At 43.0% G+C, this 17,353-nt stretch carries 11 protein-coding genes; 8 read left to right on the top strand and 3 right to left on the bottom strand.

All coding sequences use genetic code 11. The features are described 5' to 3' along the window. The first annotated feature begins 57 nt into the window (after nt 1-57). Genes GO495_RS00535 through GO495_RS00520 form a run of 4 tightly spaced genes read left to right on the top strand, consistent with a single transcriptional unit; the run spans nt 58 to nt 10,388 of the window. The gene (locus GO495_RS00535) at nt 58-3,582 is read left to right on the top strand and encodes a SusC/RagA family TonB-linked outer membrane protein (protein ID WP_157297758.1); all 3,525 of its coding nucleotides are present in this window, start codon (nt 58-60) and stop codon (nt 3,580-3,582) included. A 17-nt stretch (nt 3,583-3,599) separates the two neighbouring features. After that, nucleotides 3,600-5,216: a SusD/RagB family nutrient-binding outer membrane lipoprotein gene (locus GO495_RS00530; RefSeq protein ID WP_157297757.1), complete on the top strand. Its 1,617-nt coding sequence runs from the start codon at nt 3,600-3,602 to the stop codon at nt 5,214-5,216. 25 nt (nt 5,217-5,241) lie between these two features. Beyond that, nucleotides 5,242-8,013: a M16 family metallopeptidase gene (locus GO495_RS00525; RefSeq protein ID WP_157297756.1), complete on the top strand. Its 2,772-nt coding sequence runs from the start codon at nt 5,242-5,244 to the stop codon at nt 8,011-8,013. Beyond that, the gene (locus GO495_RS00520) at nt 8,010-10,388 is read left to right on the top strand and encodes an outer membrane beta-barrel protein (protein ID WP_157297755.1); all 2,379 of its coding nucleotides are present in this window, start codon (nt 8,010-8,012) and stop codon (nt 10,386-10,388) included. The genes GO495_RS00525 and GO495_RS00520 overlap by 4 nt, the downstream gene beginning before the upstream one ends. Nucleotides 10,389-10,433: 45 nt before the next feature. Here GO495_RS00520 and GO495_RS00515 read toward each other — a convergent pair whose 3' ends face one another. Both GO495_RS00515 and GO495_RS00510 read right to left on the bottom strand, forming a co-directional pair. After that, on the bottom strand, nt 10,434-11,375 hold the full coding sequence (locus GO495_RS00515) for a hypothetical protein (protein WP_157297754.1): 942 nt from the start codon (nt 11,373-11,375) through the stop codon (nt 10,434-10,436). Between the two features lie 78 nt (nt 11,376-11,453). Continuing rightward, complete coding sequence (locus GO495_RS00510) at nt 11,454-12,272, bottom strand: SDR family oxidoreductase (protein WP_157297753.1); 819 nt, start codon at nt 12,270-12,272, stop codon at nt 11,454-11,456. 78 nt (nt 12,273-12,350) lie between these two features. On the opposite strand from GO495_RS00510, the gene GO495_RS00505 reads away from it, so the two are divergent. The 4 genes from GO495_RS00505 to GO495_RS00490 all read left to right on the top strand — a co-directional run bounded on the left by GO495_RS00505 (nt 12,351) and on the right by GO495_RS00490 (nt 16,018). Then, complete coding sequence (locus GO495_RS00505; protein ID WP_157297752.1) at nt 12,351-12,686, top strand: winged helix-turn-helix transcriptional regulator; 336 nt, start codon at nt 12,351-12,353, stop codon at nt 12,684-12,686. Continuing rightward, a complete protein-coding gene (gene glgP / locus GO495_RS00500; RefSeq protein WP_157297751.1) occupies nt 12,683-14,311 on the top strand; it encodes an alpha-glucan family phosphorylase in 1,629 nt (542 codons plus the stop codon). The genes GO495_RS00505 and glgP overlap by 4 nt, the downstream gene beginning before the upstream one ends. A gap of 31 nt (nt 14,312-14,342) precedes the next feature. Continuing rightward, nucleotides 14,343-15,215, top strand: coding sequence for a helix-turn-helix domain-containing protein (locus tag GO495_RS00495; protein WP_157297750.1), 873 nt, complete (start codon nt 14,343-14,345; stop codon nt 15,213-15,215). Between the two features lie 65 nt (nt 15,216-15,280). After that, the gene (locus GO495_RS00490) at nt 15,281-16,018 is read left to right on the top strand and encodes an SDR family oxidoreductase (RefSeq protein WP_157297749.1); all 738 of its coding nucleotides are present in this window, start codon (nt 15,281-15,283) and stop codon (nt 16,016-16,018) included. A gap of 201 nt (nt 16,019-16,219) precedes the next feature. On the opposite strand, the gene GO495_RS00485 is transcribed toward GO495_RS00490, so the two are convergent. Continuing rightward, nucleotides 16,220-17,206 (bottom strand): aldo/keto reductase, encoded by a 987-nt coding sequence (locus GO495_RS00485; RefSeq protein WP_157297748.1) that lies wholly within the window; start codon nt 17,204-17,206, stop codon nt 16,220-16,222. Nucleotides 17,207-17,353 lie beyond the last annotated feature (147 nt).

The following is a 17,353-nucleotide window of genomic DNA, read 5'->3' as shown; positions in this document are numbered from 1 at the left end:
ACTCAAATTAAATTTCAACTACGAGAATTTTATTATCAACCAAACCAAACGCAATTTATGCAAAAAAATGCTTGCTGTGGCCACCTGCCCTGGTGGAGGCATCGTTACATTACCAAAATCCTGTTCGTAATGAGGCTCACTTTTTTACTGCTGACCGTTACTTTTTTAAGTGTTCATGCGTCCGGTGTTTCGCAGAGTATCACACTTTCGGGTAAAGAATTATCCCTTAAAAAGATCTTTTCTGCTATTGAACAGCAAACCGGCTATGTCGTTTTCTACAACAGTGAATTGTTGAAAGAAGGAAAACCCGTTACCGTACAGGCCGAGAACATGCCATTATCAGCATTCCTGGACGCCATGTTCAAAGATCAGCCACTGACATATAAGATTACAGACAAGGTGATTGCATTGTCGGCAAAACCTACGCCTGTCCTCATTTATTTCAGTCCGAAAATACAGAACGAAGTAAGCGGTAAGATACTGAATGCAGTGAACAATGAGCCTATTGCATCTGCTACCATAAAGGTAAAAGGACAAGCCACAGGCGTGATCTCTGATGCCGGCGGTAATTTCAGATTAAACGCCACACCTGGAAATATACTGGTCATCTCTTCTTTACAATATGAAACACAGGAGATAAAAATCATCCCTAATCAGCCTTTCCTTACCATCATGATGCATCCATCTGTGACCAAACTGGAAGAAACAGTGGTAACAGCATTTGGTATAGAAAAGAGCGCTAAAGAAATAGGGTATAGTGTGGCTAAAGTGAGTGGTGAGGATATTAACCGCGCCAACTCCGGGAACCTGCTGACTGGTCTTGCAGGTAAAGTATCCGGATTGAACATCGCCACTCAGAGTGCTGACATGAATCCACAGATGCAGGTTCTGATCCGTGGGATCCGCTCTTTCGGAGCATCCAGCAATAACCAGCCGCTGTTCATCCTGAATGGCACCCCGCTTTCATTTGGTTCTGATCAGGCTTCTGCCAGTCTGATTATGGACTTTATCAATAACATCAATCCTGCTGATATAGAGAACGTAACAGTATTGAAAGGCGCGAATGGTACGGCCTTGTACGGACCGGAAGGGGTGAACGGCGTAATCATTATCAGTACTAAAAAAGGACAGAAAGGAAAACCTGTTATCAATTTCCGCAACAGCATCAGCTTCCAGCGCCTCGATTTCCGTAATGATAAAAGCAAACAACGCCGCTTTGGTACCGGTACCGGGCTCACAGATACTGATGGTAATGGTATATTCAGCGCTACAGATGTAAACGGATGGGGGCCTGCTTATGATGGCCATCTGGTGTCTATCGGAAGACCAGATGAAAACGGGAATTTTCAACAGGTGACTTATTCTGATAAAAAAGATGCCAGACGTTTCTTCAATGTAGCCCGTACTGTACAAAACAACCTTTCCGTATCACAATCAGATGCAAACTCCGATTTCTATTTAGGCTTAAATGAAGCAACCCAGACAGGCCTGGTCCCTGGCGATAAACAGGATGCTACCAATATCTTTTTCAGCGGAGGCAGAAAGATGGGGAAATTCAGTGTACAGATCAATCTGAATTATTCCCGCGTCAGTTCTGTAAAAGGACCATCATTCGATAATTTGCTCAGTACGCCTACCTATATTCCTTTACTGAGTTATAAAGACTATAATAATAATGAATGGGCTGATAATAATCACTACTGGTCGGATAATGATGTAATGAGCCCTTACCAGAGAGCCGCCAATTTTAAGAAAAGGTCCACAGATAATGCAATCGTAGGAGGGCTTGTACTAACTGCCAAACCTCTCCCATGGTTAACGATAACGGACAAACCGGGTGTAGTATACGACGGTATTTATCAAAAGGCTACAACTGCTCCCGTTAACTTCTCAGACTTTGCTAAATTATATGGAGGCTACAATCGTTACAGGGACCAGCTGGCAGGTCTGCAGGAACAAACCCGTACTAACAGTACATTGAATAATGACCTGTTAATAACAGCGCTGAACCATGCTGGTAACTTCAACTTCCGTACAACTATCGGCAACTCTGTAAAAGAGAACTATTACAAGCTGCTGTCAGGATCCGGTAATCCAATCGTTCCTGTATATAACCTCGGTTTCTCCCGCGATATACCATATGGTAGTGAAGAATCTTTACTCACCCGTAATTATTCTTTCTTCGGTACTTCAGGTATTGGTTATAAAGACAAGGTATTCCTGGAACTGATGGCACGCAACGACTGGGATTCCAAACGTGCAAGAGTGGGTCGTGGAAAGGACCTCTATCTGGGAGGTAATACATCTGTGATACTGAATGAAGTAATTCCTTCATTAAAACAATACCGCTGGTTAACACGTCTGCAGGTGCGTGCTGCAGTAAATACCACGGCTAACATGAATATAGAGCCGTACCAGTCAGAACGCACATTGATGCTGGCATATTCCAACAATTTCCCTTATCCGGGTACATCAGACCAGGGAGTACTTAGTTATATGTACATGGAAGGTAATCCCAATCCTTTCCTTAAACCGGAAAAGATCCTCAGTCAGGAGTACGGAGCCAGTGTAAGTTTATGGAAAAACCGGGCATCACTGGACTTCACTTATTATACACAACGTAATAACGGGGTGATCATGAAAGTGAAAATTCCATGGTTAAGCGGTGGTAGTACGATAGATAACCTGGGAGTAATGAGAAACTACGGATGGGAAGCAGATTTGAAATTCGCTCCCATCATCCAGACAAAAAGCGGATTCGTATTCAGCGCTGATGTAAGACTGGCAATGAATGATAACAAGGTAATATCTATCAGTAATGCCTACGATGGTTCATTCCCGCTGAAAACAGCCTACTATGGCAGTAACTATGGTATTGTTGCCCGTACAGGACACCGTGCCTTTGAATACCAGGTATACGACTTTAAAAGAGATCCGAATGGAAGGGTGATCGTGGACAAGACTACCGGTATGCCCGATACAGATATGGATAAGGATATCTATTCCGGCAGAACACTTCCCAAATATACCGGTGGTATGAACCTCAACTTTTCATACAAAGGGTTTTCACTGGCTGTACTGGGAGAATTTAATACCGGCGCGATGCATTATTCTGACCTTGGCCAGTACGATGTTCAATATGGTATGAGTGTATATACTACCTACAACGACCGTAAGCCTTTTATCTTCCCTAATTCTTCTTATGATGATGGTACAGGTAAATACATCCCTAACAAAGATGTATATACGACAAATACGAACCAGGAACTATATAGTCATTATACCAACTCTTCCGTCAACTATCTCACTAAAGCAGACTTCTTTAAAATAAGAGAAGTAGTAATCGGTTATGAACGTTACTTTAAAACTAAAACGATCAGGAAGCTTAACCTAAGTATATACGGCAGAAATGTATTCAACTTCTATTCAAAGGATAATATCTATGGTGATCCACAGTTGATTAAAGGTCCTGGTGACAGAGGTTACAGAACTATTCCGGATAACCTTACAGGTTCTGCCGGCGGCGTTTCTACTGTTCCCGGCGTTGCACAATATGGTTTTATCACTACAGTAAGTTTCTAAATAATAATCCTACTACAATGTTTAAAAGATATAAAATTATAGCCATCATCCTTTGCTCCTTTTCTGCGACAAGTTGCAAAAAAGGCTGGATCGATATCAATTATAATCCGCTTCAGCTAACTGAAACGAATGCTACACCAGACCTCATGTTACCAAATATGCTGATCAACAGCATGTCGGCTGTGAATAATGATATGATAGCCGAATGGATGGGATACTGGGCTTACGGACAATATCCCTCAGGGCAGTCTTATCTGACTTATTACATGATGGATAACAGTCAGTTTGGAAGTTCTTCTCCTGATGTAACACTTTTTCTTTTTGAAAAAAATGCACAGCAACATGGTCAGCCTTATTATTCAGGTATCGCCAAGGTGCTGAAAGCGCTGCAATGGAGCCGTGCAGTTGATAACAACAACAATATGCCCTACCAGGATGCGGGCAATATAGAGATCAGGAAACCACGTTATGATAATGGTCAGTTCATTTATGAAGACCTGATGAAACAGCTGGACTCTGCCATCATACTTATTCACGATGCACAACAGGACAAAGCGCTTCATATAAGTGTAGCAGACATCATGTTCCATGGTAACAAAGACAAGTGGTTCAGATTTATCAATACCCTGAAGTTACGTCTGCTCATGCACCAGGCATGCAGATCAGACAGGGAGACCTATATCAAAGCAGAACTGGCTAAAATCGTGGCACAAGGTTCAGGCTTTCTGGCCAGTGGAGAAGATGCTGATATGAACCCAGGGTTTACAGTAGATAAACCCTCAAAATATTACGCAAGATATTCTGCATATGATGTTTACAACCGTTATAGTCTTAACATAGGTAACATCTGGATTAACAACTGGGAAATTGCATCTGCCAATGTAACAGCGCTGAACATGCTGAAGGAAAACAATGACCCGCGTCTTGGATTCTTTTATGGCCCCGCACGTGTGCCATTACCCGCAGGCGCTCCCGAACCATTTACCCAGCCCGGCGATCAGCAATACAGGGGGAATAAATACGGACTACCAATTGATGAAGCAATATACCCTTATCAGCGCACAGAATATGTATCTCAGGTAGGAGGAGTAAGGACTTACCGTACAGCCGTTTCTCCCGTATCTACCGGTATTGTAAAAGGATATGACATGGACTGCTGGATCATGACCAGCATAGAAAGCCTTTTCTTACAGGCAGAAGCTATCCAGAGAGGCTGGATGACAGGTGATCCTGAAACCGCTTATAAGAACGCAGTGAAAGAATCTTTCCGCTGGTTGAATGTTGGCGGTAACAGCAATACACCTTCATTATCAGATGCGGCTTTTGATAACTGGTATACATCCGAAGTATCTAATGCAAAAGTCAACTGGGCTGCTGCTACAGATAAATATAAACTCCTGATGTTCCAGAAATACATGGCCTTTAATGGGATCGAACCATTTGAATCATGGGTAGACTATCGCCGTAATGGCGCATTCCCTGACATCCCGTTGTCTTATGATCCGGGCAGAGTGGGTAACACAATGCCTGTAAGGGCTCCTTATCCTGTGCAGGAATTAATACAGAATAAAGAGAACCTGTTGGCACAGGGAACAATAGACATATTTACCAGTAAGATCTGGTGGATGCCATAATCATCTTTCAAAACAACTATTTATTATGATAAAATTTTGTTGCAGCATCGCAACATTGGCGATACTATTGTCTGGCGTGGCCAATGCACAGGTAGTTCCACTGGACCCCGGGGTGACAGTAGGCAAACTGCCAAACGGATTCACCTATTATATCAGGAAGAATAATACGCCCGAACAAAGAGCCGTCATGTACCTCGTGAACAAGGTAGGTTCAATACTAGAAACTGATGAACAGCGTGGGTTAGCACATTTCCTGGAACATATGGCATTTAATGGTACCGCCCATTATCCAAAGAATGAACTGGTAGATTATTTACAAAAGGCAGGTGTGCGCTTCGGCGCAGACCTCAATGCCTATACTGGTTTTGATGAAACAGTATTTCAATTACCGGTATCTACTGAGGATAAAACCGTTTTCCGCAATGCCATACAGGTAATGCGCGACTGGGCACAAAGCGTTACCCTCAGTGATGAGGAGATAGATAATGAAAGAGGGGTGATCCTCGAAGAGAAACGCCAGAAGTTAGGCGCTTCCCAACGCATACAGGCAATGACAATGCCGCTGGCGGTGAATCAGTCTTTATACGCAGACCGTCTGCCTATAGGCACTGAAGAGGTACTCCGCAATTTCAAACATGAAGAGTTGCGTGAATTCTACCACGACTGGTATCGTCCGGACCAGCAGGCATTGATCATTGTCGGAGATGTAAATGTGCAGCAGGTGGAAAAAACAATTAAGTCCATGTTCTCCGATCTGCGTGTACCCGCCCATCCACGGGAAAGGAAACATGTGACTATTCCGCTTACCGGCAAAAACCAGTTCCTTACGCTCACTGATCCGGAGCTGGTGACCACACGTTTTCAGGTAACCATGAAACGCCCTGCACTGGAAATGAAAACCAGGGAGCAGTTTACAGAAAGCCTGAAAAGAACACTGTTCAATATGATGATCAGTAACCGTCTCAATGAACAGGCACAGTTAGCAGCTGCGCCTTTCTTAAGCGCAGGTGGCAGTGTGGGCCAGATGATGGCCAACCTCGATGCTTTCAGCGGCCAGGTGGTCTTAAAACCAGGTCAAACCGAAAGGGGTATCAAAGCCTATTGGACAGAACTGGTACGTGTACAGCAGTACGGTTTTACGGAAACCGAACTACAACGGGCAAAAATCAACTTCATGAGTAGCCTGGAGCTGAATTATAAAGAGCGTGAAAAAACACCTTCCGAAGCTTATGTACGGGAATATGTGGACCATTTCCTGCACGATGTCGGTAGCCCGGGAATCGCCTATGAATATGCATTGTATAAGTCTGTAACGGATACACTGACGGTAAAAGGTATCCCTCAATACTTCAGCGATATCAACCGCGACATCGTCATTACAACGAATGATAAACAAAAAGACTCACTGCCGTCAGAAGCGATGGTTTCTTCCTGGTTAAAGGAAGCGGCGTCTGCACCGCTAACTGCTTATGTAGATAAAACAATCAACAGAACGGCATTACTGGATAAAGCACCGGTACCAGGTACCATTACCAGCGAGACTTTTATAAAAGACCTGGGCATAACAGATATCGTGCTAAGCAATGGCATGAGGGTATTATTGAAACCTACTACTTTCAAGAAAGACCAGGTTGCATTCCAGGGATTCGGTCCGGGTGGCTTATCACTGGTAAGCGATGCTGATTTTTACGCAGGCAGTATTGCTTCAACATTGATTTCTGCCAGCGGAGTAGCGGATATGTCCCAGCAGGAATTACGTAAAATGCTGACAGGCAAAAACGTCTCTATATCTCCTTTTATAGGGGAAATATCCGAAGGCATTTCAGGAGGCGCTTCTACCGAAGATCTGGAAACTGCATTGCAACTGACATACCTGTATTTCACCAGTCCGCGTAAAGACCCTGTTGTATTTAATAACATGATAGAACAGGCCCGTTTGTCCTATTCATCTAATAATAACTCTCCCAGGAAAATATACGGAGATACGCTCTCTGCTATATTAGGCAATTATCATTTCCGTAAAGTACAAATGCCACTGGAGCAGTTGAATGCATTAGATGCTGATCAGGCCATGGCTGTTTATAAAAGCAGGTTCAGTGACGCCAGCAATTTCACTTTCACCTTTGTAGGTAATTTTGATACGGCCACCATTAAGCCACTGTTAGAAAAATACCTGGGGGCGTTACCTGCATTGTATAAAAATGAAGCATTAAAAGACCTGCAGCTTGATTACCCCCAGGGAAGGATATCCCGCAAGATAGTGGCAGGTAAAGAGCCACAGTCTATCGTAACACTGGCATTCAGTGGCACGTTCAAATACGACATGACAACATCCGACCAGATGAAAGCCCTGGCAGGTATATTAACCATAAGGCTTACGGAACGTTTACGCGAACAGGAAGCAGGTGTATATAATGTGAACGTTAATGCCAACACACGTAAACTTCCTACAGGAGAATACATCTTCATGATCAATTTTATCTGTGATCCACGTAATGTTGAATCGCTGATCCTTAGTGCAAACAGTGAGATCATGAAATTGAAAACAGAAGGACCTGCAGAAGATGATATCACAAAATATAAAGCAGGATATAAATCCAGTGCTGAAAGAGCTTTGAAAGATAACGGTTTCTGGTTAAACTATATTTCTTCTTCACTGATGAACCAGGAAGCTTTACAATTACCGGACATAAAGAACAGACAACAGAAAATTACCGCAGAAAGTCTACAACAGACTGCCGTGAAATACTTAAACAACTCGAATTACATCCGGGTGATTCAAATACCAGTCAATTGAAAATAATATTCCTTTTACTAATAACTTTTTCCTGTGCAGCATATGCACAGGAAAAAGTTTCAGACACCGTTAAGACCGTCAATCTCAAAAGTATTGAAGTAAAGGCATCCAAAGCCGTTTTTTCCATACGTCATGATACCCTGGTATTTGATGCGACCGCATTTAAGTTATCTCCCAATGCAGCAGTAGGTGATCTTTTAAAGAAATTACCCGGAGTAGTGATAGACAAAGACGGCAATATTACCGTGAACGGTAAAACCGTTAATAAGATACAGGTAGATGGCAGGAATTTCTTTGGAGATAATAAAGATGCTGCTACCAGATACCTGCCAGCCGACATTATAGACAAGATAGAAGTAGCGCCCACAAAAACCATCGCACAACAACGTTCTTTATCCGTGAAGCCCCCTTCTGAAGATGTTACCATCAACCTTACCCTGAAGAAAAATAAGAATACCGGTATAATAGCGAATCTGACCGCCGGCGCAGGTACCCGCAACAGATACAATGCAGACGGAATGATCAACTCCTTTCAGCAACCTGTTCGGGTTAGCGTAATGGGAGCCGTATCCAATGTGGAGGGTGGTTCCGGTAGCAGAATAATGATGGCGGGCCCGGGTTCAGGCAGCAGCGGACTATCCACACGACAAACAGGAAGTATTAATTTAAATATGGGCCGCGCTTCTGATCTTACTTATAGTTATAATGGAAGAACAAACACCAGTGAACAGCAGACAACACGCCTTAACCTGATACCGGGAAACAGCTTTACCAGCAACAGTAATGACAGGACTCAAAATCGTTCTGATCAGCACCAGGTATATGCTGGTATTACCTATGAAAAGGACACCCTTACTGTATGGAATTTCAGGCCAACATTTGGCATAGGAAAAACAAACAATGCCAGTGTCAGTAATGAGATATCAACTACTGCCGAAGGTAAAGTGTTGAATACATTATTCTCTCAGATGGATACGCATGGTAATACGCTAAGCGTAGGAAGTGACATCTCATTCAATAAGACCAGTCGTAATAAAAAAGTGAATCTCAATACTTCATGGCGGTTCGGGTTAAATAATAAAGATGAAGATCAGCACAATTTTAATGTGATCAGTCAGCAGGATTCCAGTAATCAATATGTACATGTACGCGAAAATGATCTCAACAATAACTTTACTTTTAATTTATCTGCTGATATAGGAAAGGGTTTTGTAGCTGCGCTGGATTATACATTGGATGCGATATATAATAATCAACTCCGGGATGTAATGAATGATAGTACATTATCCGGCAGTAGTAAGAGTTACAGTTTTGCGCATGCACCATCTGTTCAAATTGCCTGGAAAAATGATCGTATGAGCATTGCACTGAATTCAGGTATGCGCTTTACGCAACAACAAAACCGTTTAAAAGATTCTGTCATCAATATTCATCAGCAGCAGTTCTCTCCTAATCTTCAGTTTAATTATAATTTTAGTCAGAGCGGTCACCTGTCTACAGGCTATGCCGTTTCTTCTTCCGCACCTTCTGCAGAACAGTTATCATCAGTAGTGGACAACTCCAATCCTTTGTTTGTAAAGAAAGGTAATCCCGGACTTAAAAGTTCCTTTACGCAGAACATCTTTAGCAATGTATTTTATTATAATCCTGCCAATGCGATCAGTTTAAATGCAATGGGCAATGCATCCTTCTTCCGTAACCAGATCGTGAGCGACCAGTATTATGATTCTATTGGAAGGCAAACCAGTACTTATCAGAATGTGAGCGGCGCCTGGATGTTTAATGTGAATGCCAATTTCAGTGTACGGAAGCAGTTGAATAACTGGAATATCAGCACCAGTGTAAGTGCCGGTAGTGGCAGGACCAATAACATAGGTTTTGTATTAAGACAGAAAAATGTTTCTGTAGAATGGAAGAGCAGGGGTAGTATCTATTGCTCTATAGATTTTAAGAAACTGTTCACCTTATCTCCTTCTTATAATATAGAGTTGAATAAAACGACTTATTCCCTGCCGGGCATTGACGATATAAGTTATACCACTAAATCTGTTCGTTTGGACTGGCTGTTAACGCCTCTGAAAAGAATAGAGATCTCAGGAGATATGAATTATACTAATCATTCCCGTCTTCCCGAAGTGTTTATCTGTAATAGTGCAGCAGCCTGTAAATTCTTTAAAAAAGAGCAATTGGTATTGAAGTTCAGTGTGAATGACATTTTCAATAACAACAGGAACATTTCCCGAACGACAACAGCCACTTATATAGAAACAAAACAGGTGAATGCGTTGCAGCGCTATATGATGATCAGTTTACAGTTTTTCTTCGGACAGATGTCCGGAGGAAGAGGAGTTATTACCCGGGCGATAGCGCTTTAACGATATTTCCAGCAACAGTATGCACATCAAAGATGTGCATACTGTTTAGTCTACCAATGATGCTTTTACAGGTTGTTGCAGCACATATCCTTTACTGCCTCCTTTATACACATATCGTTCTTCAGCCATGAATTTACCTTGTTTCTTACCCTTTATCAATGCCGTAACTTCCTCCGGCAGACTTTCCACATCTGTAGACCGGTACGTTCCTTTTATGGTAATGACGATATCACGGAAGAACCTTTTATCACTTGGCGGGACGCTATATTCACTTGTCCATACAGATCCTTCTTCTTCGCCCCCTTCCGTGCGTTCAATACCATAAGCAGCCAGTACCTGCTGATAAGCGCCATTTGCGCCTGCAATCAGGAAAAAGGCCCCATCGAACGGCCCACCGCCGCCCCCGTTGCTATGTTTTAACATAAATGCGTACTGATCATGCCCTATCAGCAAAGCCGTCGGCTTAGGGCATTGGGAGAATGCGCCGTAAGCAGCAATAGCCGGCTGAAAGAATTTCAACACCCATTTACCATTTACCAACACAAACTTGGCTAATCCCAGTACTCCACCGGTAAAACGTGACGTTTGCGCGCCATCAGGATCAAATGCAGAATGATTGAAACTAATGACTTTATACCTTGTCCCCGAAGAGTCACTGTAACTCATAATATTGATCAAACGTGTAGCCACGCCATCCTCAAAGGGGAAAGGAGAATTGCTGTCTTCGTTTACATCCGTATAAGGTTTTGCAACGCAAGTCTTACATTCCCAGTTGATCATATCATTGATATACTGGTCCTTAGACAGGTTAGCATATTTCCCCGGAAAGAGTTTCAACAATGCTTTGGTAGCATCAAAAGGGTCCGGCATTTCAAGCGTACGATTCTGCTGTAGAATAGTATCGCTTACATTTTTCATTTTTAACTCATCCTGTGCGAAGCAGGTCGTTACAAGGAAAAGAGGCAGTAGGAGGCAGGTATATTTCATCTATTCGAACAATTCTGAATATGAAAGTAGTGAAATTTAAATATTATTCACTTACAACCTGGCAGCTTTATGAATGCGTCAGCTGAAATTCGCCGACATCTTCTCCAGGTACTCCTCAACAGGCACAGAATTCCTCAACGCCATTAAATTATTCCCCATCTGCCCGATCACTGTGCGGAACTTGTTACTCTTTCCCGTTGCCAGATCAGCAATTGCATTCACAATCATCCCCGGATCATCCACGAGGCTCGCATCTCTGCTGGTCATAAGTCCTTTTAACTTATTGGTAAGCTCATCATAAGCCGTAATGGAAGAACTTTCATTCCAGGAAATATTTTCTACAAAGTTATTCCCTGTTGAGCCGCCCTGTTCAATCAGCCGGAGAGAGATATTCAGTGGTTTTAACTCGTAATAAAGCCCTTCTGTTAAGCCTTCCAGTGCAAATTTGGACATATTATACAATGACCCCAGCGGTACAGCTGTAGTCACCCCCATAAACGAACTGATATTAATGAACATACCGCCCCCGTTCTCCCTGAAATGGGGTAAAAATGCACGGATGACATTAATAGGGCCACGTGTATTCACCGCAAACTGCCAGTCAATATCAGCCTCTTTCGCCAATTCCAGTGCTCCGTAAGTGCCCATTCCGGCATTGTTTACCACAACATCTATCCGGCCAAAGGTGTTTATTGCTTCGGAAACAGCGTTTTTTGTCTGTTCCACATCGGTTACATCCTGTTTAATTATTTTAATGTTATCATACTGCGTAAGTTCCGTCTCTTTTTCAGGAGTACGCATGGTAGCGGCTACATTCCAGCCTTGCTCCGCAAAATATCTGGCAGTCAGTTTCCCCAGGCCACTGCTTGTGCCCGTTATAAAAATTACTTTTGACATGATTTTTGTTTTAAGACAGCACAAAGGTATGAGCAGAATGGTATAACTTTGTAACCAGTATAACAGAGTATACCAGCTATGATAAGAAATCAGCAAGAAGAAGTACAGGCGTTACAGGATACCATTTATGTGATCGGAGGTAAATGGCGATTACCCATTATCAACTCTATCTGTAATGGCAACAAACGTTTCCGTGAGATAGAAAGGAGTATTCCGGGTATTACCACCAGGATGCTCTCCAGGGAGCTGAAGGATCTTGAGATGAATAAACTTATTACCAGAACAGTGTATGACGAAACTCCTGTTCTGGTAGAATATGAATCTACCGATTACTGTAAATCATTTGGCCCCGTTATCCTTGCAATGATTGCATGGGGTAAGGAACATAAGAAAAAAATAATTCAGAAATCATGATCAGCAAGAAACATATCTCCGGATATAAACCCGCCAGCCCTTATACTACTTCCGTTGCTTATTTCTCTATGGAATTCGCAATAGATCAGGCACTGAAAATTTATAGCGGAGGACTTGGATTTCTCGCCGGTTCACACCTGCGCAGCGCGTATGAGTTGAAACAAAACCTCGTAGGCATTGGTATCCTCTGGAAGTTCGGATACTATGATCAGGCCAGGGATGTCAACGCCCTGATGAAGCCGGTATTCGTGCAAAAAGATTATTCTTTCTTACAGGATACAGGCATTACCTTCCAGATAAACATCCACGATTCACCCGTACATATTAAAGTATACCTGTTACGCCCTGAAACATTCAATACCGCTCCCCTCTTCTTATTAAGTACTGACATTCCGGAAAACGATTTCCTTTCCCGTACTATCACGCACCGGCTATACGATCCCAATGAAGCTACCCGCATTGCACAGAGTATTCTACTGGGTACAGGCGGCGCTACATTACTGGACCTGTTATCCATGACACCTGAAGTGTACCACATGAATGAAGGACATTCCGTTTCACTGAACTTCTACCTGTATGCCAAACACAAAAGCCTGGAAGAAGTAAAGAAGAGAGTGGTCTTTACTACACATACCCCGGAAATGGCCGGAAACGAAGAACACGACTTCGGATTGCTAAAAGACATGTCTTTCTTCTATCACATGCAGGACCATGAAGTAAAGCACCTGCTGGGCATGGATGGGGACCGCTTCAACTATACACTGGCTGCGCTTAAATTCTCCCGCAAGGCGAATGGCGTATCTAAAATACATGGGGAAGTCGCCAGAAAAATGTGGGGGAATAACCCAGGTATCTGTGAGATCACTTCTATCACCAATGCGCAGAATAAAACTTACTGGAAAGATGAAATACTGGATAATGCCATTACAGCAAATAATGATAAAGGTATTACAGCAAGAAAGAAAGAACTGAAGAAACAACTGTTCAAAGTTGTAGCTGATCAATGCGGAAAACTGTTTAGCGAGAACGTACTTACCATCGTATGGGCCAGGCGTTTTGCAGGTTACAAACGCGCAGACCTCATCATGCAGGACTGGAACCGCTTCATCAGTTTAATGAGCAACACCGTATATCCTATCCAGATCATCTGGGCAGGAAAACCTTATCCGGAAGACAGCACCGCGAACGAACTCTTTAACCAGATCCTCACAAAGGCTGCTCCGCTCCCCAACTGTGCAGTACTGACAGGTTATGAACTAAGTCTGTCTGCCCTGCTCAAAAAAGGTTCTGACGTATGGTTAAACAATCCGCAGATGTACAGAGAAGCCTCCGGCACCAGTGGTATGACCGCCGCCATGAACGGCAGTATCAATTTCTCTATTCCTGACGGGTGGGTTCCTGAATTTGCGAAAGACCAAAAAAACTGTTTCATCATACAACCTGAAAATGCAAACAGTCAGCTCATGGATACGCTGGAAAAAGTAATCCTCCCCATGTATTACAAAGACCAGCAGCAATGGCTGAAGATCCTCAAAAAAGCAGCCACAGACGTAGTACCTGCTTTTGAATCTGCAAGGATGGCGAAAGAATATTACGAGATAATGTATAAAGGGGATTTGCCTTAATAAATTACCTATAACCTTTTGAACAAATAGTATGCAGGAACAAAAAGGGGAATATGAGGGTTTACAGAATGATGAGCTGGGAATAAAGATCCGCTCAAACGACAATCCTTATCTTTCTGTTGATAATCAAAAAAAATTGCTGCAACCTCGCAGATTATCTTCTTATTTTATTGTATTAATTGAAAGCGGTTCAATTACATACAATTTAGACTTACAGGACTTTACGCTTACTGACGGGCACTTGCTTTTTGCAATGCCCAATCAAATTTTTACGCCACCCGCTAAAACAGACGATCTTAAATATTTCAAACTGCTGTTTGATGAAAATACATTGGCATTGCTGCCACAACAATTTACCTTTCTGGTCAACCCTTCAAATGCACAAACCATCGTTCTTGACAGTGCTGCAAAAGAAAGAGTAATAAAGGTTTTTGGAATTTTAAATCAGATACTTTACTTAGATAAATATGAGACCGACACTGAAATAATATTAGCTTACCTGAACTTATTGTTATCAGAATTAAACAGCGCTTATTTCAAAAACAAAGAATCCGTCAATATCTTAAACACTAACCTTTCAAAGTTTATCGAGTTCAAGCTAGTCGTGGAAACGCACCTTACAGAGCAACCTTCTATCAACGTAATTGCCGAAAAATTAGCTTTATCTACAAACAGTTTATATCGGATTGTAAAAGAATATGCCGGAACATCGCCCAAAGATTATTTTACTAACCGTTTGATGGCGGAAGCTCAAAGAAAATTGCGTTATTCTAATACTTCTATCAAAGAATTGGCCTATGAATTGGGCTTTAATGACCCTGATTATTTTTCAAGGCTCTTCAAAAAAAGCACAGGAAAAAGTGCAAGTGATTTTTTGCCCAGGCAAGATTTGTCGGGGAAATAAATTGAATTGTCCATTTCCGCTATTTTTCGGCTCTCTACTTTTGCTTCATAAAATTCACACAAGAAATGAAATTTGCATTGGTAACAGGAGCTAACAAAAGCATTGGATTCGAAGTTGCACAGCAACTTGCTCAAAAAGGGATTTATGTCTACCTCGGCAGTCGTAATTTAGAAAATGGTGTTGAAGCCGTTGCTAAATTAAAAGCGAAGGGATTCAACAATGTAGAAGTTATTCAGCTTGACATTACAGATGACGAATCAGTAATTAAAGCCAGTAGAGAAATAGGCAAAAAAACAAAAGTGCTGGACATACTTATTAATAATGCGGGTATTTATGGTGGTTACCCACAAACGGCACTTGACGCAACTATTGACCAGTTTAAAGCAGCTTATGATGCAAATGTTTACGGTGTGGTGCGGGTTACACAGGCATTTATTGATTTATTGAAAAAGTCGTCAGCACCTCGTATTGTAAATGTAAGTTCAAGTCAGGGTTCAATTACCCTGCACAGTGATCCAACATATAAATACTATGACTACAAAGGCGTTGCATATCTTTCTTCAAAATCGGCCTTGAATATGTACACTGTTGTTTTGGCATATGAATTGAAAAATACCAACTTCAAAGTAAATGCCGTTTGCCCGGGATATACAAAAACAGATTTCAATGGACATCGTGGGCCCGGAACTGTTAAAGATGCCGGAAAACGGATAGTAAAATATGCGCTGATTGACAATGATGGCCCAACAGGAAAATTTTTTAGTGAAGAAAATAATCCTGAAACAGGAGAAATACCCTGGTAACAAAGATGAAGCACCGCTAACAGGGTATTTGCCATATGGCCGATAAAGCCCGAAACAACCAATGCATTTTAAACGCATGCCTGGGCTTGTGGTAACGGGTTTATTGCAACGCTGCCTGAGCTGTCGGTATTGGTGAGGCTTAGTAGCAATCCAGGTAGCCGGCTCTATTCGTAGAGCCGGTTACCTGGATCGCACAATCGTCTAAGCTTTCCGGTCTATCACCTTGTCCAAATTTTCTGGATACCGGCCGCCCCTGGCTTCGATGCTATCTGCACCCTCGGTGATCGTGCTTAGCTCCGTGGGAGAAAGCTCCAGAGCCACCGCGCCGATATTTTCCTTCACGCGTTCCGATTTCGTGGTACCCGGGATCGGAACGATCCATGGCTTCTGTGCCAGGATCCAGGCGAGCGCCACCTGCGCGGTGGAGGCTCCCTTCGCCGTCGCAACGCGGTTGAGAACATCCACAAAGGCTTGATTAGCTTCCATGTTCTCTTTCTGAAAACGTGGGAAGTAACTCCGGCCATCCTCTTTCTCAAAGCGCGTGTCGGCATTCATTTTGCCGGTCAGAAAGCCTCTGCCGAGTGGGCTGAAGGGCACAAAACCGATCCCGAGCTCTTCAAGCACGGGAAAGACCTTTTCTTCGGGTTCGCGCCACCAAAGGGAGTACTCGCTTTGCAACACCGTCACAGGTTGCTCAGCGTGGGCTTTACGGATGTTTACGCCCCCAGCCTCTGATAGCCCGAAGTGCTTCACCTTACCCGAGGCAATGAGATCCTTCACGGTGCCAGCCACATCCTCAATGGGAACGGTCGGATCCACACGGTGCTGGTAGAGGAGATCGATCGTATCGATGCGCAGGCGCCTGAGTGATGCGTCCACCACTTTGCGGATTGTCTCCGGGCGACTGTCGAGTTCCGCGTTCGATCCATTCTTGAATCCAAATTTGGTGGCGATCACCACCTTGCCCTTGAACGGTTCCAGCGCCTCTCCCACGATGTCCTCGTTGGTGTAAGGGCCATAAACCTCTGCTGTATCAAAGAAGGTGATACCTTGTTCCACGGCGTCGCGTAACACGCGAATGGCTTCATTCCGGTCCGGCTGGTTAGCGTAACCATGGCTTAATCCCATGCAGCCGAAACCAAGTTCGGACACTTCTAATCCTGAGGTTCCTAATTGTCGTGTTTTCATTTTGTATGTTTATTGCTGCAAAATTGCGGAAGAAGGGCGAGCCGTTTTGTATATAGATTACGGGCTTCCCTACCAATATTACTGATTGGGAAGGCCGGTATCAAAAAGGGATTGCCGGAACCTGTACTTTTGTAACGACAAAAGAAT

Source organism: Chitinophaga oryziterrae, assembly GCF_009758125.1.
GTDB lineage: Bacteria > Bacteroidota > Bacteroidia > Chitinophagales > Chitinophagaceae > Chitinophaga > Chitinophaga oryziterrae.
This window is presented reverse-complemented; position numbering and strand designations above follow the sequence as displayed.